The 19615-nt window shown below is 72.8% G+C and carries 19 protein-coding genes and 3 pseudogenes; 10 read left to right on the forward strand and 12 right to left on the reverse strand.

The window, feature by feature from the left end; translation table 11 throughout:
• Positions 1-29 precede the first annotated feature (29 nt).
• The 3 genes and pseudogenes from CBP52_RS13575 to CBP52_RS13585 all read left to right on the forward strand — a co-directional run bounded on the left by CBP52_RS13575 (position 30) and on the right by CBP52_RS13585 (position 3098).
• Positions 30-1376: an IS30 family transposase gene (locus CBP52_RS13575; protein WP_232514423.1), complete on the forward strand. Its 1347-nt coding sequence runs from the start codon at positions 30-32 to the stop codon at positions 1374-1376.
• 139 nt (positions 1377-1515) lie between these two features.
• Positions 1516-2486: pseudogene (locus CBP52_RS13580) on the forward strand (IS481 family transposase).
• Between the two features lie 84 nt (positions 2487-2570).
• Complete coding sequence (locus tag CBP52_RS13585) at positions 2571-3098, forward strand: helix-turn-helix domain-containing protein (protein ID WP_157732636.1); 528 nt, start codon at positions 2571-2573, stop codon at positions 3096-3098.
• Between the two features lie 35 nt (positions 3099-3133).
• On the opposite strand, the gene CBP52_RS13590 is transcribed toward CBP52_RS13585, so the two are convergent.
• The 4 genes from CBP52_RS13590 to CBP52_RS13605 are packed head-to-tail and all read right to left on the reverse strand — an operon-like array spanning position 3134 to position 6836.
• Positions 3134-4000, reverse strand: a complete 867-nt coding sequence (locus CBP52_RS13590; protein ID WP_198303460.1) for a helix-turn-helix domain-containing protein — start codon at positions 3998-4000, stop codon at positions 3134-3136.
• A gap of 33 nt (positions 4001-4033) precedes the next feature.
• Positions 4034-4948, reverse strand: a complete 915-nt coding sequence (locus CBP52_RS13595) for a nucleotidyl transferase AbiEii/AbiGii toxin family protein (RefSeq protein WP_094181404.1) — start codon at positions 4946-4948, stop codon at positions 4034-4036.
• On the reverse strand, positions 4945-6081 hold the full coding sequence (locus tag CBP52_RS13600; protein ID WP_094181405.1) for a type IV toxin-antitoxin system AbiEi family antitoxin domain-containing protein: 1137 nt from the start codon (positions 6079-6081) through the stop codon (positions 4945-4947). Before CBP52_RS13600 ends, CBP52_RS13595 begins: the two co-directional genes overlap by 4 nt.
• 50 nt (positions 6082-6131) lie before the next feature.
• Positions 6132-6836: an SOS response-associated peptidase gene (locus CBP52_RS13605; RefSeq protein WP_094181406.1), complete on the reverse strand. Its 705-nt coding sequence runs from the start codon at positions 6834-6836 to the stop codon at positions 6132-6134.
• Between the two features lie 436 nt (positions 6837-7272).
• On the opposite strand from CBP52_RS13605, the gene CBP52_RS17650 reads away from it, so the two are divergent.
• Complete coding sequence (locus CBP52_RS17650; protein WP_157732637.1) at positions 7273-7593, forward strand: hypothetical protein; 321 nt, start codon at positions 7273-7275, stop codon at positions 7591-7593.
• Here the strand turns inward: CBP52_RS17650 and CBP52_RS13610 are convergent.
• The 8 genes and pseudogenes from CBP52_RS13610 to CBP52_RS13640 all read right to left on the reverse strand — a co-directional run bounded on the left by CBP52_RS13610 (position 7496) and on the right by CBP52_RS13640 (position 13233).
• Positions 7496-8392 carry a hypothetical protein gene (locus tag CBP52_RS13610; RefSeq protein ID WP_094181407.1) on the reverse strand — a complete coding sequence of 299 codons (897 nt, stop codon included), beginning with the start codon at positions 8390-8392 and terminating at the stop codon, positions 7496-7498. The genes CBP52_RS17650 and CBP52_RS13610 overlap by 98 nt on opposite strands.
• Before the next feature lies 1 nt (position 8393).
• The gene (locus tag CBP52_RS13615) at positions 8394-8939 is read right to left on the reverse strand and encodes a hypothetical protein (protein ID WP_157732638.1); all 546 of its coding nucleotides are present in this window, start codon (positions 8937-8939) and stop codon (positions 8394-8396) included.
• Positions 8940-8996: 57 nt separating this feature from the next.
• The gene (locus tag CBP52_RS13620; protein WP_232514793.1) at positions 8997-9686 is read right to left on the reverse strand and encodes a hypothetical protein; all 690 of its coding nucleotides are present in this window, start codon (positions 9684-9686) and stop codon (positions 8997-8999) included.
• Between the two features lie 110 nt (positions 9687-9796).
• Positions 9797-10240, reverse strand: coding sequence for an HD domain-containing protein (locus CBP52_RS13625; RefSeq protein ID WP_094181410.1), 444 nt, complete (start codon positions 10238-10240; stop codon positions 9797-9799).
• A 220-nt stretch (positions 10241-10460) separates the two neighbouring features.
• Positions 10461-11474 (reverse strand): annotated as a pseudogene (locus CBP52_RS13630) (ISL3 family transposase); the annotation flags it as partial.
• Positions 11455-11700: pseudogene (locus CBP52_RS18765) on the reverse strand (hypothetical protein); the annotation flags it as partial. The pseudogenes CBP52_RS18765 and CBP52_RS13630, both read right to left, overlap by 20 nt.
• Positions 11701-11893: 193 nt before the next feature.
• Positions 11894-12520: a ScbR family autoregulator-binding transcription factor gene (locus tag CBP52_RS13635; RefSeq protein WP_198303461.1), complete on the reverse strand. Its 627-nt coding sequence runs from the start codon at positions 12518-12520 to the stop codon at positions 11894-11896.
• 134 nt (positions 12521-12654) lie between these two features.
• Positions 12655-13233, reverse strand: coding sequence for a hypothetical protein (locus tag CBP52_RS13640; RefSeq protein ID WP_094181412.1), 579 nt, complete (start codon positions 13231-13233; stop codon positions 12655-12657).
• Positions 13234-13510: 277 nt separating this feature from the next.
• Here CBP52_RS13640 and CBP52_RS13645 point away from each other — a divergent pair, with 277 nt between their 5' ends.
• The 6 genes from CBP52_RS13645 (at position 13511) to CBP52_RS13670 (ending at position 19607) form a co-directional block, all read left to right on the forward strand.
• Complete coding sequence (locus CBP52_RS13645; protein WP_094181413.1) at positions 13511-13696, forward strand: Rv0909 family putative TA system antitoxin; 186 nt, start codon at positions 13511-13513, stop codon at positions 13694-13696.
• A 169-nt stretch (positions 13697-13865) separates the two neighbouring features.
• Complete coding sequence (locus CBP52_RS13650) at positions 13866-14573, forward strand: DUF3662 and FHA domain-containing protein (protein WP_094181414.1); 708 nt, start codon at positions 13866-13868, stop codon at positions 14571-14573.
• 21 nt (positions 14574-14594) lie between these two features.
• Positions 14595-15155 carry an FHA domain-containing protein gene (locus tag CBP52_RS13655; protein WP_094181415.1) on the forward strand — a complete coding sequence of 187 codons (561 nt, stop codon included), beginning with the start codon at positions 14595-14597 and terminating at the stop codon, positions 15153-15155.
• A 5-nt stretch (positions 15156-15160) separates the two neighbouring features.
• A complete protein-coding gene (locus tag CBP52_RS13660) occupies positions 15161-16651 on the forward strand; it encodes a PP2C family serine/threonine-protein phosphatase (RefSeq protein WP_094181416.1) in 1491 nt (496 codons plus the stop codon).
• A gap of 5 nt (positions 16652-16656) precedes the next feature.
• A complete protein-coding gene (locus CBP52_RS13665) occupies positions 16657-18159 on the forward strand; it encodes an FtsW/RodA/SpoVE family cell cycle protein (protein WP_094182389.1) in 1503 nt (500 codons plus the stop codon).
• The gene (locus CBP52_RS13670) at positions 18156-19607 is read left to right on the forward strand and encodes a penicillin-binding protein 2 (RefSeq protein WP_094181417.1); all 1452 of its coding nucleotides are present in this window, start codon (positions 18156-18158) and stop codon (positions 19605-19607) included. Before CBP52_RS13665 ends, CBP52_RS13670 begins: the two co-directional genes overlap by 4 nt.
• Positions 19608-19615 lie beyond the last annotated feature (8 nt).

Here is a 19615-nt window from a genome sequence, read left to right on the forward strand (position 1 = left end):
AGCAGGCGGACCGGGCGTTGCGACCGGCGATGCGTTCACCGGGGCGGCCGATTCCCGCTCGGCATGTGGAGCGGGAGTTCTGGCGGTTGATCGCGGCGGGCAAGAGTTCCGAGGAGGCCGCGGCCGGGGTTGGTGTGTCGTGGCCGGTCGGGTCGCGGTGGTTTCGTCACGCTGGCGGGATGGCGCCGTTGCCGCTGGCCGAGCCGACCGGCCGCTACCTGTCGTTCCACGAGCGCGAGGAGCTCGCACTTCTCAAAGCGCGCGGGCTTGGTGTTCGCGCGATCGCCCGCGAGCTGGGGCGTGATCCGGGGACGATCTCGCGGGAGCTGCGACGCAACGCGGCGACCCGGGGCGGCAAGCCCGAGTACCGGGCGACGGTCGCGCAGTGGAAGGCGCAGACCGCCGCCCGGCGCCCCAAGCCAGCCAAGCTCGTCATCAACGCTCGTCTGCAGGAGTACGTCCAGGTCCGGCTGAGCGGCCAGTTGCGCCGACCGGACGGGACGCTGGCGGCAGGGCCGGCGACGACCTGGAAGGGCCTGAACAAGCCGCACCGCAGCGACCGGCGGTGGGCGACGGCCTGGAGCCCGGAGCAGATCTCGCGGCGGCTGGTCATCGACTTCCCCGACGATGAGGACATGCGCATCAGCCACGAGGCGATCTACCAGGCGCTCTACATCCAGGGACGCGGGGCGCTGCAGCGCGAGCTGGTGGCCTGCCTGCGGACCGGCCGGGCGCTGCGCAAGCCCCGGGAGCGGGCCCGCAACAGGCCCCAGGGGCACGTCACGGCTGACGTCGTCCTGGCCGAGCGGCCCGCCGAGGCCGAGGACCGGGCAGTGCCCGGGCACTGGGAGGGCGACTTGATGATCGGGCTGAACCGGTCCGCGATCGGCACCGTCGTGGAACGCACGAGCCGCTACACCCTGCTGGTCCACCTGCCACGTCTCGAGGGCTACGGGACAGTCCCACCGGTCAAGAACGGGCCCGCGCTTGGCGGCTACGGCGCCATCGCGATGAAGGACGCCCTGACCGCGACGATGACCACGATGCCGTCCGAGCTGTTGCGGTCGTTGACTTGGGACCGCGGCAAGGAGCTGTCCGCCCACGCGCAGTTCACGATCGACACCGGGATCGCCGTCTACTTCGCCGACCCGCACTCACCCTGGCAGCGCGGCACGAACGAGAACACCAACGGGCTGCTGCGCCAGTACTTCCCCAAGGGCACCGACCTGTCCCGCTGGCCGGCCGAGGACCTCCTGGCCGTCCAGGCCGCGATCAACAGCAGACCCCGCAAGGTCCTCGGCTGGAGAACACCGGCCGAGGTCCTCGATGAGCAGCTACGGTCGCTCCAACGGGCAGGTGTTGCATCGACCGGTTGAACCCAGTCTGTCCCCCTCCAACTACGAGGCCCGCCGGGCCACTACGCTGCCCACCGCTGCGTAATCACACCCCGTGTCCAAGATCCGGGGGTAGGGCCCGTGTGGCTTGTCGAAGGCCCACGTCCCGCCGGAGGTTCTCGTGTCTCACGGTAATGCGCGTCTGACTGTCCACGGCCGGGCCCTGCTGGTCCGGCGGGTGATCGAGGACCATCGCCCGGTCGCGCACGTCGCCAAGGAGCTCGGCGTCTCGCGCCAGTGCGCCCATCGATGGGTCAACCGGTTCCGCGCCGAGGGACCGGCCGGGCTGATCGATCGTTCTTCACGCCCGCACCGCTGCCCGACCCGCACCAACCAGGACGTCGAGCGGGCCGTGGTCCGGCTGCGTCAGGCCGAGCGGCGCGGGCCGGACTGGCTCGCCGAGCACACGGGAGTTCCAGCCCGGACCGTCTCGCGGATCCTGGCCCGCCACCAGATCCCGAGGCTGGCCGACTGCGACCCGCTGACCGGTCAACCGATCCGTGCCTCGCGGGTCACCGCGATCCGCTACGAGCGCGAACGTCCCGGCGAGCTGGTCCACATGGACGTCAAGAAGATCGGACGGATCCCACCGGGCGGCGGTTGGCGCGCGAGCGGCTGGACGAGCGCGAACCACCAGTCGCGCGTCGACAAGACCCCGATCGGCTACGACTACGTCCACGCCCTGGTCGACGACCACTCCCGGCTGGCCTACTGCGAGGTCCTGCCCGACGAGAAGGGCCCGACCTGCGCCGCCTTCCTGCTGCGCGGCGCGGCCTACTTCGCCGCGCACGGCATCGCCCGCATCGAACGGATCATGACCGACAACGCCTGGGCCTACCGCTGGTCACTGCGCGAAGCGGCCACCGTCCTGGGCGCCCGACAGGTGTTCATCCGCCCGCACTGCCCCTGGCAGAACGGGAAGGTCGAACGACTCAACAGGACCCTGGCCACCGAGTGGGCCTACCGGCAGGTCTTCGCCAGCACCGCCGAGCGCACCGCCGCCCTTGCCCCCTGGCTCGAGTACTACAACACTCGACGACGCCACACCGCCCTCGGCGGCTCCCACCGACCAGCAGACTGTCACCAACGTGATGGCTCAGTACACCTAGGCGTTCCAGGGCAGTGTCGGTGCGGGTCGCTACGGTCACGCCGAGCCGAACGATGAGGGGGTGCGCGGTGGGGGAGCAGACTACGACACGCGTCGTGCGCCTGTGCCTGGACACCCGCGCCCTCACCGACGACCAGACCGCCCTACTCGCCCGGCACGCCGGCACCGCCCGCGCGGTCTGGAACTGGGCCTTGGCCGCCGTCAACGCCCACGAGGACGCCGTGCGCGCACACGTCCAAGGCCAGGCGGTCGCGAAGATCGACGACGACTCGGCCAACGAGCTGTTGGCCGATCTCGGCTGGCGTCGACGCGCGTACGCCGCGGCGCGCGCCGAACTCGGCCGGACCCCGCGCGCGATCGCGCTCGGCCGCGCGTTCACCGCTGAGACCCGCGACCTCGAGTCCCGCTTCGCGTGGTGGCAGGCCGAGCGCCACGGCGTGAACCGCTTCGCCGTCTCGTCCGCCCTGCGGGCACTCGACGCCGCGTTCGACCGCTACCACCAGCGCCTCACCGCTCCGGCACGGCGGTCGCGGCGGGACGGGAGGCCTGGGATCGGGCCGCTCCTAGATCGTCGGCAGGGTGTGCGAGGTGCTTGAGCGTGTGCAACGCGGCATTGCGCAAGGCTCGCCGCTCAGCGGGCGGCGTCCGACCGTCGGTAAGCGGCCGCGTGCGCGCGGCGGCGGTACTCCGCGGCGTCGATCGCTCCGCGCGCCTCGTCGATCAGGTTCACCACGTCCTCGCGGTTCGGTTCCCAGCCCTCGTGCCATGCGCTGGCCAGTGCCTGCACGACGGCCCGGCGCTGGGTCTCGTCGAGCTGCGCGAACAGCTCGGGCCAGCGGTCCTCGACGTCGAGTCGCATCGCCACGTCGGTCTCCTTCCGGCCGGGAACAGTGTGCCGGCAGGGCTCGCGGGGTGGGTCGGGTCGGTGGAGTCGGAGCTCGACGAGGGGCCGCTGCCGCAGGGACGCGATGTATGGGTCCGTGGGGTCGTGCCAGCGCTCGGTGCTGGCGTAGGTGAGGTGGATCTCGCGGCCGAGCTGACGCTCGAGTCCGTCGAGCGCGGCGTCGACATCGCCGCGGTCAGGGCTGCCGACGATCAGGACGTCGACGTCGCCGGGCGGTCGGCCGTGCTCGCCGTGGTAGCGGGCGGCCCAGGAGCCGTGGACGTAGGCGGCGACGATGCCTGCCACGTCGACCAGGGTTTGCTCGAGGAGCTGGGTGGGGCCGTAGGTGACGACGAGCAGCTGGCGCAGGGGAGCGGTCGCCGGGTTGTCCTCGGCCGCGCTGAGCAGGGTGGCTCGTCCGATGCGCCGGCCCGTGATCAGCCCGGCCTCGAGGAGGCGGCGGATCTCGCGGGAGACGGTGGGTTCGGGAGCGTCGAGCTCTCGTGCGAGGTCAGCGGCCGTCGGGGGCTGGGTGCTGGTCAGGACGCGGAGCAGGAGGCGCGCCTGTAGTGCCGAGCGGAAGATCGGCACGAGTGCCGGCGCGGAAGTCCTCACATGACGCATGGTGACACTCGCCAACTGAGCGCGTCAGCCCCGCCCTCTCCAGCGCTCCTCGGGCGGAATCCAGCGGTGCGCCGAGACTGATCCGGTCATGGCCGGCTCGAGGAAGGCCGCGACGAACCTGGTGGCGGTCTCGAGGTCGTGCAGGCCCTCGCAGTGGGTGGTGGTGGCCGCGACGGCTGGGTACGACTTCGCCCAGCCGTCCGGCGTGGAGAACCTGTCGGTGTGTGGGAGGCCACGGTGCAGACGCTCCGCGGTGATCGCCGCGTGCAGGTCCTCACCGTTCACGGTCTGCGTGCGCGCGAACACGATGAGGTCGACCAGGTCGCGGACTCGGCTGGAGCGCGACCCGTCGGCGTAGGTCGCTTCGGTGGCGGCGAGCTTGTCGGCGATGTGGTCCACGACCGGGTAGGCCCGCACGGTCGGCCCAGGTACTCCGGGGATCTTGAGGGGGAGGGTGGAGCGCACCGCTTCGGGCTCGGTCGTCATCAGCGATCCCGTGACCAGGTCGACGCCGAAGGTCTCGCAGCGGCGCGGGCCGCAGAAGGCGTCGATCCGGATCCTGTAGCCGGTGACGTCCGGCTGTTGGGCAGCTCCTCCGGCCGGACGCACCGTGGCGATCGCGAACCGGAAGTAGTCGGCGAGGTCCACCGCGACGGCGGTGCGCAGCGCGTCGAGCGCGTCATCGATGCTGCCGAGGCTGCGAAGGAGGTCGACGTCCTTGCTGTGGCGCGCGTCGTTGACCCGAGCGAGCACGGCGGTGCCGCCCTTGAGGACCCAGGGTGAGGTGGGATCGGCGAAGACTCGCGCGAGGAAGCGGTCGTAGACGAACCTGCGCACGAGCTCGTTCGCGGGGATGCCGGTCACCTTGGCGGTGGCTCGGGCGCGATCTGCGACGGCTCGCCACATCGCGACGCCGTCGCGGTAGCCGGTGACGTTCACGAGCGCCCCTCCAGGTCCTCAGCCCCGGTGGCGCGCAGATCGTCGTCGTCGTCAACGACGTCGTCGTCAACGTCGTCGTCGACGACGTCGACAGCCGCGGCCGCGGAGATGGCCTGTGCATGGGTCTGCAGTGTGAGCAGCAGCTGCTGCAGGGCGGCCTGGTTTTCTGGGTCGTCGAACCAGGTCGCGATCCGCTGCCGGGTCTCGGGGCCAGGCAGTGCGGCGGCGATCCGGGCGCGCGCCGCGTTGAGCGCTGGCGTGAGCGTCCGCGCGACGGACTCGTTGATCGGTCCGACGATCGCGCGGGTGCGCTCGGCGACGGCGGCCAGGCCTGCGCGCAGCTCGGGGCTGGCGGCCGCAGCGTTGACGAGCGTGACGAGGTCCTGCACGAGCTTCGCGTTCTCCGGAGACAGGGCCAGGCGGTCGTCGAGGGACCGTGCGACGAGCTCGACGCCGGCGTCGGAGCCGATGAGCCGCTGGCCGAGCTCACTTGGCCCGAGGCCGCCGTCCTGGAGCAGTCGCGTAGCGAGCGTCGCCGCGTCGGGGGCACCGTGGCGATGGGCGAGGGGCTCGAGTGCGCGCACGAGCGAGCGGCCGTCGGCCGAGCCGTTGCGGACCGCGTCGGCGGCGACGTGCCCCACGTGGTCGGGGTCGTGCCCGTCGGCGAGCAGATCGGCGACGGTACGAGCTGCGGTCGTGGTGGGAAGGCCCGCGACGAGGGTGACGTCCGTCGGCACCAGGGTGCCGCGGTGCACTCGAACGCCCGTCCGGGTCGACTGGTACCGAGTGGGGAGCGTCAGCTCGTGCACGTCGGCGAGCAGGTCGCCCACGCCAAGCAGCTGTGCGGCGGAGGTGTGCGAGACGACGCCGGCTCCGACGGGATCCGCGAGACGCTCCTCAACGAGCCGTGTTGGCTGCAGCGCGATCCAGGCGGTCCGCACTCCGAGCAGCTCGTCGCCCGCGACAGCAGGGTTGGCGTAGACGCCGTGTGCGACGCGCTCGAGAAGCCCGGCCTCGACCAGGCGCGACAGTTGCATCCGAGAGATCCCGACCTGCAGCGCCTGGGCAGCCGTCACCAGCCCCCACTGGCCAGCGGCAAGCTCGGTGAGCCTCGCCAGGTCGGACTTCCGCATGCTGCAAATGTAACGCTCTGGATGTGACAGTTCCAGCGCCCTTGGCCGGGTCACCTCAAGGGGGCGGCGAGCTCCGGCCCGTTGTTGCGGACGTTGCCGACGGCGGGGGAGACCTCGCGCGGCTGCAAGTGAGGCTCGGGGACGTGGGCCAGCATGGCGCCTACCTCGTCGGGGGCGGTGATGCGCGGGTTGAGCCAGTCGTCCCAGCGATCCGGTGGCAGCAGCAGCGGGCAGCGGTCGTGGATGTGGCCGAGCTCGTCGTGCGCGGGGCGCGTGATGATCGTGAGCGACCACAGCCACCGCTCCGGGTCGTCGTCGCTCTTGCTCGGATCGCGCCACAGCTCGTACAGGCCGGCGGCGGCGAGCGGGTCGTCGGCGTGCAGGTAGTAGGGGGTCTTGCGGGTGCCGGGCTGCGCCGGCTGTTGCCACTCGTAGTAGCCGTCCATCGGGACCAGGGCTCGGCGGTGGGCGGCGGCGCGGCGGAACGCGGGCTTGTCGAGCACTGTCTCGGATCGGGCGTTGATCATGCGGGCGCCGACCTTGGTGTCCTTCGCCCAGGAGGACACCAGGCCCCAGTGGAGCACCCGCAGCTGGCGGGCGACGTCGTCGTCCTCGGCCCGCTCGAGGACCGCGGGCACGACCTGGGTGGGTGCGACGTTCCACGACGGGCCGGCGAGCTCGTCGACGACCTGGTCGACGAGGAAGTCCCGCGCGATCCGGTCGGCGTTGCGCGTCTGGGCGTACCGGCCGCACATCTGGCTCCCACCTCTCCTCGATCGAGGGCTCCAGGGTGGCCCGAGCGCGCCGACGTGCGCCAACGGTCATGGACGCGGCCGTGGCGGCGCTCGTCCGCATCGTTGCCTGGACAACCCGCCGAGATCGCCACGAGCGCGTGCCGCGCGGTGCACGATGGTGGTGCCGGCGTCGTCCCCCTCTGCCCCGCGCGGGGGAAGGCGCCAGCATCTCAGCTCCGCCGCGCCGGGCGGATCGGCCGGTTGGCCGCGTGGCAGTCGACCTGAGCACACCTCCAGCAGTCGACGTCGTAGACGGCGGGGTCATGCACTCGGGACAGGTCATCTCGCACCTCCAGTGGGCCGGCGGCCCGCACCGGGTAGATGTGCGGGGCCTCGGCAGGAGGCATCGACACCTGCGCCGCGGAACGGTCACTGAGGGTGTGGCACGCTCGAGGACGTGGCCCTGACCCGCCGGACGCCGGCGTTCGCGCTCCTCGCGCAGCGCACGGAGCAGCTGCTCCAGGAGCGCGGCGTGCAAGTGGCCGGTGAGCAGGTCGATGCGGTGATCAACTACCGCATCGAGCAGGCTGCGACGCAGATGGGCGTCACGGCCCGCACGTCGTTGCGCTACGCACCGCAGGACCTGCCGCAGAGCACGGCCTCGCTGATCGTCGAGGCGATCACGGCCGAGCGGGAGCCGGGGTCCCGGGCGACGGCACGGGGGCACCTGCGCCTGGTCGAGCCGGCGGCTGGATCTCCAGCAGCGACGGGTCGCTGACCTTCACGTAGAACCGGCCCGGGGAGCGGGTCGACGGCCGCGGATGACCCAGGACGAGCAGCAGCCCGTCGACCAGCGTGGCCGGGTCCACGGCTGCCAGGGGTGACCGGCTCATCGCGGCGCCCGTGACCGCGACGGAGAGGTTGCTGTCGTGCGCGCGCACCAGCCAGCTGTGGTCCTTGGGGTCCACGCGGATGCTGCGCACCCGCCCGTAGTAGCCGCGGCTCAAGCCCTTCATCGCCGCGACGTCGAGGTCGCCGTCGAGCCGCACGAAGAACCGCTCGACGGGCAGCCGGGGGAAGCCGTCGAGCCGCACGATCGCCCCGAGCGGGTACCCGTTGCCCTGCAGGGTGGCCAGGACCGTGCGCAGCCGCGGCCGCAGCGTGGCGTCGCTCGTCGACGTGCCGGCCGCGAGCGTGTGGCGCACGGTGCTCGGCGCCGTCGGGTCCTCGCTCGCGCGCCGGCGCCCGTCGGGCCCCGGGGTCGGTGCGGGCGGGTCGAGGTTGATCGCCACCCACCGCACCCGGCTGGCCACAGCGGCGGTGGGCCGGGCGAGGCCGGCCTCGTCCTCCTCGGTGGCCAGAGATCCAGACGAGCAGTCGGGCACGTGGTCGCGGCTGAAGAAGCATGGCCGGCGCCCGTCGACCGACGCCCGCCGGAAGAACGTCACCGCCCGGCAGGGACCTGCCGCGCCGGTCCCGTCGCACTCGAGCGCAGCGGGGCGGCGGGCCACCGGCGTGCGGGCGTACAGCTCGGCCGACCAGGCGCGGCCCGTGCTGGGGTCGACGGCGGTCTGCACGTCAGAGCGCGCGACGGGCCTCGACGACCAGATCGCCGCCAGCCGGCGCGACTCGGGCCTCGAGGGGTCCGAGCTTCGACAGCGCCTTGCGCTGACCGCGACGGATGTCGCTAGCCAGCGAGGCGGCCGAGCGCTCGGCGGCGCGGCCGCCGTTGGCGTAGGTCTTGACCACCACCCAGCCCGAGGTCGACGCCAGGCGCTCGACGAGCACGCTCGAGGTCGTCGAGCGCTCGCCCGCGATACGCAGGCCGAGGTCGGCGCTCGTGCGGCGGTCGTCGGCGGGCTGGTTGCGGTACTCCTCGACCAGCCAGCCGGCGGAGCGCTCGTCGATGCGCTGCGCGCCGCTCATCGCGTCCGGGACGTCGGCGGCGGGCAGCGGCTCGAAGGTCAGCTCACGCTCCACGAGGAAGTCGGTCTCCAGCTCGCGCGAGCGGTGCCAGGCGCGAGTGTTGGGGACCCAGACGAACATGCGGTGGTCGTCCGTCCACGCCACGGGGGCGTTGGTCCGGCCCTGCTCGTCAAGCACGCGGAAGAACTCCGTCGCCATCAGGCCCACCCCTTCGTCCTATCGCCACTTTTCCTTACACCTCCAGGTTATCAGCGACTACCCACGCGCGTAAGGGTTGGGGTAGGCGCGTGCGCGCACCGGCACGTCGCCCAGGTGGGTGAGCTCATCCAGACCGGCAGGGGCGGGCACGCTGGCCGAGAGCTTCTCCATCCGCTCGCGCGCGGCCGCGCGCTCTTCCCAGTCGAGGTCCATGTCCCGCTCGAGCTCGTAGTCGACGTGCAGCTCGTCCTTGACGGTCTGGCTGAGCTCGGAGTGGATCTGCAGCTCGAACACCCGCCCCAGGGGTGCGGCGACCAGCAGGTGCAGGCCCTTGTACGGGTTGCCGTCGACGTACGAATGCTCGGCCTCGACGAGCCGGTACGAGCGCGACTGCAGGGCCGCCACCATCGAGCGGGCCGTGCTGGCCAGGTCGTCGTGATGCACGCACACCGCGGTGTAGCGCACGACGTCGGTCAACCGGACCGCGATGTCGCGTGCGGTGCCCTCACCGATGGCGGCGCGGTCTCGGCGCAGCCGCGACAGGATCTTGCGGGCCAACGACGACGGGCTCTTCACCCGGAACTCCAGCGCGTGCATGCGCGCTCCGTTCGGCACGACCTGCAGGTGGTCGGTCGTGATGCCGGACTCCTCGGCGCAGGCCTCCAGGATCGTGGCCACCGCCTCGCCGGCGACGGCCGTCGGGTACCGGTCCCACAGGGTCGCCGGAGCCGGCTCGTCAGGCCACACGACGTCAGGCCGGTCCTCGGCCTGCTCAGGGCGCAGCTCGTCGACGGTGAATCCCTCGAGCTGTCGGCGGTCGCGACACCGCCGCCCGCCCTCGGCGCACGACTGGCACATCAGCGCGCGGCCGCCAGCAGCTGGCGGGCGCGCGCGTACTTGGCCTGCAGCCGCGTGCGAGTTGCTTCCTCGAGCAGGGCCAGGCGCCGCGGGTCGGTGTTGTCCGCCAGGTCCGCGGTCTTGACCGCCACCGCGATCGGGTTGGCGTTGACGCGGCCGAAGTACTCCTCGACCGGCTCGCCGGGCACCTTCGTGACGGCGACGACCGCGGCCACGACCTCCTCGGGGATCCCGGAGGAGCCCAGCTGCTCGGGCGTGACGGTGGTGTCCTCGACGACGTCGTGCAGCCAGGCCGCGGCCACGACCCGCTCGTCGCCGCCGGCGGCCGCGGCATGCTCGGCGACCCGGGTCGGGTGCCCGATGTACGGAGCCCCGGACTTGTCGACCTGGCCGCGGTGCGCTGCCGTCGCGATCTGCCTCGCCGTGGTGACCAGATCCGTCACAGCCTGCCCGTCCTATCTGCCGATTTCCTGACATCAGGCTATCGCCCGACCCCCTCGACGGCAGTAACCGGGCTCTTCGCGGTTCGTGGTGAACACGGCGCGGTAAGGGGTGTTCACGCGGCGGTCTTGCCGGCGCTGGTGAGCAGGATACGAGCGCGGTAGAGTTGTTCTCGTTGCGGAAGCCGCGGCCGGTGCGCTTGATGTTCTTGATGCCTGTGTTCGCTGCTTCGGTGCGGGCGTTGGTGACGCCGGTGACGACCAGGACCTCGATGGCGGGCCACCAGGCCTCCAGGGTCGCGACGAGCCGGTCGGTCTCGGGCATCGCGGCGACGGCCGCGACGGCGCGCAGGGTCTGCATCGCCTCGGCGGCCGCGTTCAGCGAGGTCGTGGCCAGCAGCATCCGCAGGTGCTCCTTGACGGCCCATGCCCACTCCAGCTGCCCGGTCGGGTCGTCGGCCGCGAACACGCGCTCGAGCCGCGCCCAGGCCCGCTCACCGATTGTGTCCGCGGCGCGCAGCAGCAGCCGACGGTTCGCCCAGGCCGGGTCGCGCGCCCGCCCGCGACGGTCGTGCACCTCGCGGGCGCGACGCTGGCGCACCGCGGTGAGCATCTGGTTGGCGAGCTGCACGAGGTGGAACGCGTCGACGCTGACGGCGGCGGTCGGCAGGTGTTCGGTGATCGCCTTGCGGAACACGGCCGACGGGTCAATCGCGACGACCTCGACGCCCTCGCGCCAGGACGGGTCGCGTTCCGTGAGCCAGTCGCCGACGCACCTGCTGTCACGGCCCTCGACGACGCCGAGCACGATCCCGGTGTCCAGGTCCACGAACGTGGTCATCCACGGCTCGAACAGCCGCCAGGCGCCGTCCTCGTCGCGGAACCAGCGCACGGACCGGTAGCGGTGCTCGTCGATCCCGAGGCGGCGCACCGCGGCGTCGTCGACCGCGGGCCGCAGCACTACGACGGCGTTGATCGCGGCCTGCACCAGCCACCACGACACCCCGTGCGCGGCGGCTGTCTCCCGCGCGGAACGTCCCGAGGCGGTCACCGCCGCGACCAGCGCGTCCTTCAGACGCGCCGTCGAACGCGCCCGGGCCGGGACCTGCACCGCGCGCTCCCAGAACGTGCCCCGCCCGCAGCGAGCCTCGGCGCAGACCCACCCGCCGCTTGGCCCACACCACCGTGACCGGCCCGGCGACCGGCACGTCACGCACGACCTGCTCACGACGGGCATGAACCCTCGTCGCGATCACCCCGCACGACGGGCAACCCGGCGGCGCCAACGACTCGACGAGCACCCGACGCCCACCGGCGTCGTCGTCGGCCGCGTCGATCACACGGAAGTCGGGCAGGTTGAACAGCGTGCTCGCAGCATCACGCCGCGAACCCGTAGGCTCGATCACGGCTCGTGGTCCTCGCAGGAACTGGATGTCTCGACAACACCCATCCCAGCAGGCCACGAGCCTTCAACGTCTCACCGACGCGACGACCCGCTCCACCACGAACCGTGAAGAGCCGGTATAGGAGACACGCCCTAGCGCTCACCGACGACCGGGCTCACCGACGACCGGGCTCACCGACGACCGGGCTCACGGACGACCCGGCTCACCGACGGAGGGGTGCGGGACGACCGGGTGGCGTGCGCCTGCCCGGTCAGGCCCGCTGCAGGATGTCCGGGATCACGTGCTCGCGGCCGGGCGCGACGATGCCCGGCAGGAGCACGGTCCACATCTCGTGGAGCCGGTCCATGAGGTCCTCGAGCCGCGTGGACGCGAACGACGCGGTCTGGACGCCCGTGAACGCCGCGACCAGGAACCGGGACAGCACCTCGGGGTCGATCGTGTCGCGCACGTCGCCCTGCGCGATGGCGTGGCTGATGACGGCGGAGGTGGGCGCCGCCCACGCGTCGTACGTGGGGCCGCGGTCGTCGCCGCCCTCCGGGACCTCGACCGCGAGCCGCATGGCCGCGAGCGCCACGACGTCGTCGCGCATGAGGTCGCCGAGCGCGTGGACCATGGAGACGAGGATCGCGAGCGCGGACAGGTCGCTCGAGGCGAACTTGTCCTGCAGCTCGTCGTTGAGCTCGCGCTGCCGGTCGATCACGGCCTGCGCGAGCAGGTCCTTGGAGCGGAAGTGGAAGTACATCGCGCCCTTGGTCGCGCCCGCGCGCTGCGCGATGTCCGCGATGCTAGCGCCGGCGAACCCGTGCTCGATGAACTCGGCCGCGGCCGCCTCGACGATCGCATTCCTGGTCGCCACCGCGCGCGCCTGCTGCGCCACGTCGCCCTCCCTGCTGTCGGTGCAGCGGCAATATACCCGCGCAACCGGACAAAGCATACCGGCCATCCGTCTTTTTTTAGGCGGACGGCGGGACGATTCTGGCAGGGAGAACCGAAAGACGAGACACGTGTCCGTCAGGCGACCGACGGGGTCCGAGCACGTGTCACCCCGGCGACCGCCGCGGCGAGCCCGATCCGGGGCGCCAGGCCGTCGACCTGGACCACCGCGGCCGGGCCATGGGCGCGGTACAGCTCGACGAGCGAGCGCAGCTCGTCGCGGCCGCCGAACGGGCACGTCAGCTCGAGCAGCGTCGTCGGGCCGTCGTGCACGACGTACGTGACCTCGGAGTCGAACCCGAACGACGGGGACACCCGGAACCGCACCGACCCCACCTCGACGGGTGCGGGCAGCACCCGGCCGCGCACGTGCGAGATGCCCAGCAGCGCCGTCAGGCCGCGCCGCTCGTCGTCGGGCAGGCCCTCGCACGCGTCGAGCGCGTCCATGTCGACCAGCACCACGCAGCCGGTGCCCGGCTCGTCGTCCTCGTCGTGCGCGCCCGGGTGCCACGAGCAGTCCACCTCGAGCGTGAGGAACCCGTCGTGCGCGCTGTACGCGGTGCGCACCGTCTCCATCCGCTCCTCGAGCGGGAGCCCCCGCAGAGGGTTGCGACGGGAGGTGGTCACGGCACCGCACGAGCACGAGATGGTCACCATGCCCCAGGGTGGACCCCACCACCCACACGGGCCACCGTCCACGCCGGGCCCACGCGGATCCGCACGGTGCCGCACCGTGCCGTACGGTGCCGCGCGGTGTCGCCCCAGCCCGTCACGCCCGGGTTCGTGGCGGTTCGGGTGCGCCGAACGTGCGGCGGGACGAGACTGACCGTGCGGCGGTCCTACCCACGGACGCGTCGGGCCACCAGAGTGGGGGCAGCACGCGCGCCTCGTCGGGCGCGCGTCGACGTGAAGGTCAACGTGAAGGAGGCATGACATGGGTCTCGACGACCTGGTCTCGAAGGCGAAGGGCGCCCTCGAGGGCCACGAGGAGCAGGCGAAGGCCGCGCTCGACAAGGCCGCGGACGTGGTCAAGTCGCGCACCGACGACAACGCCGACAAGACCGTCGACGACGTCGTGGACAAGGCCAAGGAGTTCCTCGACGAGCAGAAGCGGTCCTGACCCGTCCGGGCGTGCGCGCACCGTCGCGCCGGGCGCCGTCGCGGGTCCGTCCCGCACGGCGCCGACGTGCGACGACGGGGCGCGGATACCATCGAGGCGGACCGACGCCGATCGCCACGAGAGCGGTCGGGTCGCCGAGCGAGCCGAGTGAGCCGGAAGGAGGTGGGTGTTGGGTTTCCTCGACCGATTCGAGAACGGGGTCGAACGAGCCGTGAACAACGTGTTCGCGAAGACGTTCCGCAGCGAGCTCAAGCCCGTCGACATGGCCAGCCGGCTGCGCCGGGAGGTCGACGAGCGCGCCGCCGTCGTCGGGCGCGACCGCACCGTCGTGCCGAACGAGTTCACGATCGAGCTCTCCACCCCGGACTACGACCAGGTGGAGGCCTGGGGTGCGGAGACGCTCGCCGACGAGTTCGCGGCGAACGTGACCGACTACGCCGCGGGTCAGCGCTACGCGTTCGTCGGCCCGGTGACCGTGAGCTTCGCGGAGAACACCGAGCTCGAGGCCGGTCGCTTCGAGGTGCACTCGGCGACCGTGCGCGGCGCCGTCGCGCCCGCGACGAGCGCCGCACCGAGCCCGCGCCACCCGCTGCTCGACATCGACGGCCAGCGCTACCTGCTCACCGGCCCCGTCACGGTCATCGGCCGTGGCTCGGAGGCCGACATCATCGTCGACGACCCCGGCGTCTCCCGCCGACACCTCGAGATCCGGGTGGGCCCCGACTCGGTCGTCGCGACCGACATGGGCTCGACCAACGGGCTGTTCGTCGAGGGCCACAAGGTCCCCGCGGCGACGCTGCTCGACGGCAACACCCTGACCATCGGCCGCACGCGGATCCTGTTCTGGACGGGTGGCGACCAGGACGTCGACGAGTGACCGGCCGGTGACGCCCACACGATGAGCGAGCTGACCATCACCCTGCTGCGGCTGGGCTACCTGGCCCTGCTGTGGGTCCTCGTGCTCTCGTCCATCGCCGTGCTGCGCCGCGACCTGTACGGCACCCGCATCACCAAGCGCCGCTCGCGCACGGGCGCGCCGGCCCCGGTGCCGGCCGCCGCCGGCCCGGCCGTCGCGACCACGGGCCCGCCGACCGCGCCCACGCCCGTGACCGCGCCGCGCTCGGCGCGCGGCCAGCGCGCGCAGCGCGGAGCCCAGCGCGGCGCTCGCCTCGTCGTGACGCAGGGACCGCTCACCGGGACGATCCTGCCCCTGACGCAGTCGGCGGTCGTCGTCGGGCGTGCGCCCGGCTGCACGCTCGTGCTCGAGGACGACTACTCGTCGTCGCGCCACGCGCGGATCTTCCCGCAGGGCGGCGCCTGGTACGTCGAGGACATGGGCTCCACCAACGGGACGTTCGTGCACGACCAGTCGGGTGACCACAAGATCTCCGGCCCGACGCCGCTCACCCCCGGCCAGTCGGTCCGGGTGGGCCGCAGCGTGATCGAGCTGCAGGGGTAGGGCGGATGACGGTCGCGCTGCGCTACGCCGCCAGGTCCGACGTGGGACTCGTGCGGAGCAACAACCAGGACTCCGCGTACGCGGGCCCGCACCTGCTCATGGTCGCGGACGGCATGGGCGGCCACGCGGGCGGCGACGTCGCGTCGTCGGTCGCGGTGGCCACGTTCGCGCCGCTCGACGACGAGTCCCACGGGCCCGACGACGCGCTCGACGAGCTCGAGTCCGCGCTCGACGAGGCGCGTGAGGAGATCAAGGCCCGCTCGGGCGCCGAGCCCGAGCTCGCGGGCATGGGCACGACCGTCACGGCGATCCTGCGCGCGGGCAACAAGCTCGCGATGGTCCACCTGGGCGACTCGCGCGGCTACCTGCTGCGCGACGGCGTGCTCACCCAGGTCACCACCGACCACACGTTCGTGCAGCACCTGGTCGACATCGGCCGGATCACCCCGCAGGAGGCCGAGCACCACCCGCAGCGCTCGGTCGTCATGCGCGTGCTGGGCGACTTCGACACCGACCTCACGCCGGACCTGTCGGTGCGTGAGGCGCGCGCGGGGGACCGCTGGCTGCTGTGCTCCGACGGACTGTCGGGCTTCGTGAGCGCCGAGACGATCGAGACCACGATGCGCGAGCTCGGGGACATCGACTCGTGCGCGGACCGGCTCGTGCAGCTCGCGCTGCGCGGCGGTGGCGGTGACAACGTCACGGTCGTGATCGCCGACGTCGTCGAGCTCGACGACCTGCCCGACGGCGCGGCCCCCGGCACGGCCCCGCAGGTCGTCGGCGCGGCCGCCACGACGCGGGACGACCCGACGGTCGCGGCCGACGGGCCCGCGGCCCGCGCCGCGGGGCTCGCGCAGGCCGCGGCCCGCGCGCAGAAGGCGGGCCTGGCGGGCGCCCGGCCCGCGGACGACGACGCACCGGACGGGAGCGGCCCCGACGGCGACCCGGACGACGACGCGGACCTCGGGGACGCGGCGGACGACGCGCGTCCCGCCGCCGAGGACGACGACGAGGACGGCGACGAGCCAGCGCGCTCGCGCCGGACCCGCACGCTCGTCGCGGGCGCGGGGGTGCTCGCGGTCGTCGTGGCGCTCGTCGCCGGCGGTTACGCATGGACCCGCACGCAGTGGTTCGTGGGCGTGGACGGCGACGAGGTCGCGATCTTCCGGGGTGTGCCCGAGTCGCTCGGACCCGTGACGCTGTCGACCGTCGTCGAGCGCACCGGCATCGCGGTCGACGACATCGCGTCGCAGTACGTCCGCGAGCGCGTCGTGCAGACCATCCACGCCGACGACCGCGCGTCCGCCGGCACGCTCGTCGACGAGATCGTCCTGCTGGAGGACGCCGACGACGAGCCCGACCCGGGCACGACCGCCGAGCCGAGCCCGACGCGCACCCCCGACCCCACGCAGCCCGCGACCGACCCGACCGGCGAGCCGACTGCGACGTCCACGCGTCTCGCGACGCAGGCGGCCGGCGCCGGCGAGCAGGGGTGAGCGCGGTGGCCACCGTCGAGCCGCACCGCGTGCGCGCCGGACGGGGCGTCGAGCTCGGGCTCCTGGTGCTCGCGCTCGCGCTCGCCGTCGGCGCGTACGCGCTGGTCGGGCTGGGCACGTCCGACGAGGTCCCCGCCGACGTGCTGGGGTACGGCACGGGGCTGGCGGCGCTCGCCCTCGGGATGCACCTCGTGCTGCGCTGGCGCGCACCGTTCGCGGACCCGGTGATCCTGCCGGTGACGGTCGCGCTGAACGGCATCGGGCTGGCGATGATCTACCGGATCGACGTCGCGTACGAGGGTGCGGGCAAGGACCACGGGTTCGCGGGCCGCCAGCTGCTGTGGACCACGATCTCGGTGGTGCTCGCCGCGGCCGTCCTGGTCTGCCTGCGCGACCACCGCACGCTGCGCCGCTACACCTACACCGCGATGGTCGTCGGTCTGGTGCTGCTCGGCCTGCCGCTGCTGCCGGTGCTGGGGACGTCGATCAACGGCGCGCGGATCTGGGTGAACGTGGGCTCGGTCGGCATGCAGCCCGCGGAGTTCGCCAAGCTCGCGCTGGCCGTGTTCTTCGCGGGGTACCTGGTGACGCACCGCGACACGCTCGCGCTGGCCGGCCCGCGGTTCGCGGGGCTGCAGCTGCCGCGCGCGCGGGACCTCGGCCCGATCCTCGTCGTGTGGGCCGGCTCGATCGCGGTGCTCGTGTTCGAGCGGGACCTCGGGACGTCGCTGCTGCTGTTCGGCCTGTTCGTCGCGATGCTGTACCTCGCGACCGAGCGCGTGAGCTGGGTCGTCATCGGCCTGCTGATGTTCGTCGGCGGCGCGGTGGTCGCGAGCAGCGTGTTCAGCCACGTCGCGGCGCGGTTCGACGCGTGGCTGCACGCGATGGACCCGGAGATCTTCGACCGCCTGTACGGGGGCTCGGGCCAGCTCGTGCGCGGGTTGTTCGGCATGGCGAGCGGCGGTCTGTTCGGCACGGGATGGGGCCAGGGCCGTCCCGACCTGGTGACGTACGCCGAGTCGGACTTCATCGTGCCGTCGCTCGGCGAGGAGCTGGGCCTGACGGGCCTGCTCGCGATCCTCATGCTGTACGTGGTGCTCACGCAGCGCGGCATGCGCGCCGCGGTCGGCGTGCGCGACGGGTTCGGCAAGCTGCTCGCGGGCGGTCTGGCGTTCGTCGTGGCGTGGCAGTGCTTCGTCGTCGTCGGCGGCGTCACGCGGCTCATCCCGCTGACGGGTCTGACGACGCCGTTCCTCGCGTACGGCGGGTCGAGCCTGCTCGCGAACTGGATCATCGTCGCCCTGCTGCTGCGCGTGTCCGACGACGCGCGTCGTCCCGCGCCGGCCGCGCGCGGCGTGCGTCCCGACGAGCCGCTGCCAGGCGAGGTCGAGGCGGGCCCGACGCGCGTCCCGGCCGCCTCCGCGACCCGTGCGCCGGGGACGGGCGCGGGCGTGGGTGCCGAGCCCGACGACGAGCACCCGACCGAGCGGATCGGGGGCCTGGCGTGAACACCCCCCTGCGCCACCTGGCGACCGTGATGCTCGTGATGTTCCTGGCCCTCATGGGCTCGGCCACGTGGGTGCAGTTCGTCCAGGCGCCCGACCTCAACGCCGACTCGCGCAACGTGCGCACGCTGTACCGCGAGTTCGGCAACGCGCGCGGGCCGATCGTCGTCGCGGGCGGCGCGGTCGCGCGGTCGGTCAAGGTCGACGACCCGTTCGGCTACCAGCGCGAGTACACCGACGGCGAGCTGTACTCCGCCGTCACGGGGTTCTACTCGGTGGTGCACGGCAGCTCGCAGCTCGAGCGCGCCGCCAACGACCAGCTCACCGGCCGCGGCGACCAGCTGTTCTTCTCCCGCCTGCGGGACCTGGTCACCGGCCGCAAGCCCGAGGGCGCCGCCGTGGAGACGACGATCGTCGAGGCCGCGCAGCGGGCCGCGCTCGAGGGCCAGGGCGACCAGCAGGGCGCGGTGGTCGCGATCGAGCCGAGCACGGGCCGCATCCTGGCGATGGTCTCGACCCCGGGCTTCGACCCGAACGCGCTCGCGTCGCACGACGTGTCCGCCGCCAATACCGCCTACGCCGAGCTCGCGGCGGCCGACGGCAACCCGCTGCGCTCCAACGCGACGCTCGAGATCTACCCGCCGGGCTCGACGTTCAAGCTGGTCACGGCCGCGGCCGCGCTCGAGAGCGGCGAGTACGACGCGTCGAGCACGCTGCCCGCCCCGGTGCGGCTGGACCTGCCGCAGACGAGCGCGACGATCGGCAACTTCGGCGGCGGAGGGTGCGGCGCGAACCCGATCACGCTCGCCGACGCGCTGCGCGTCTCCTGCAACACGGCGTTCGCGCAGCTCGGCATGGACCTGGGTGACGACGCGCTGCGGGAGCAGGCCGAGCGGTTCGGGTTCGACGACGCGTCGCTCACGATCCCGATGTCCGTGACGGCGAGCCGGTTCCCCGCGGAGGCGAACGCGCCGCAGACCGCGCAGTCCGCGATCGGGCAGTTCGACGTCGCCGCGACCCCGCTGCAGATGGCGATGGTGTCCGCGGGCATCGCGAACGACGGCAAGGTCATGCGCCCGTACGTCGTCGAGCGGGTCCGGGCCGCGAACCTGTCGGTCGTGTCGCAGACGAAGCCCGAGGTGCTGTCGACGGCGGTCTCGCCCGGCACCGCGGCGCAGCTCACGGACATGATGGTCGGCGTCGTCGCGAACGGCTCGGGCACCTCCGCGCAGATCCCCGGGGTGCAGGTCGCGGGCAAGACCGGCACCGCGCAGACCTCCGACGACGCCGCGCCGCACGCGTGGTTCACCGCCTTCGCCCCGGCGGACGACCCGCAGGTGGCCGTCGCGGTCCTCGTCGAGCACGGCGGCTCGGCCGGTTCCGAGGCGACGGGCGGGCGGGTGGCCGCGCCGATCGCGAGGGCCGTCATCCAGGCGGTGCTCGGCTCATGAGGACGGCG

The sequence above is a fragment of the Cellulomonas sp. PSBB021 genome (genome assembly GCF_002240455.1).
In the GTDB taxonomy this organism is placed as follows: domain Bacteria; phylum Actinomycetota; class Actinomycetes; order Actinomycetales; family Cellulomonadaceae; genus Cellulomonas; species Cellulomonas uda.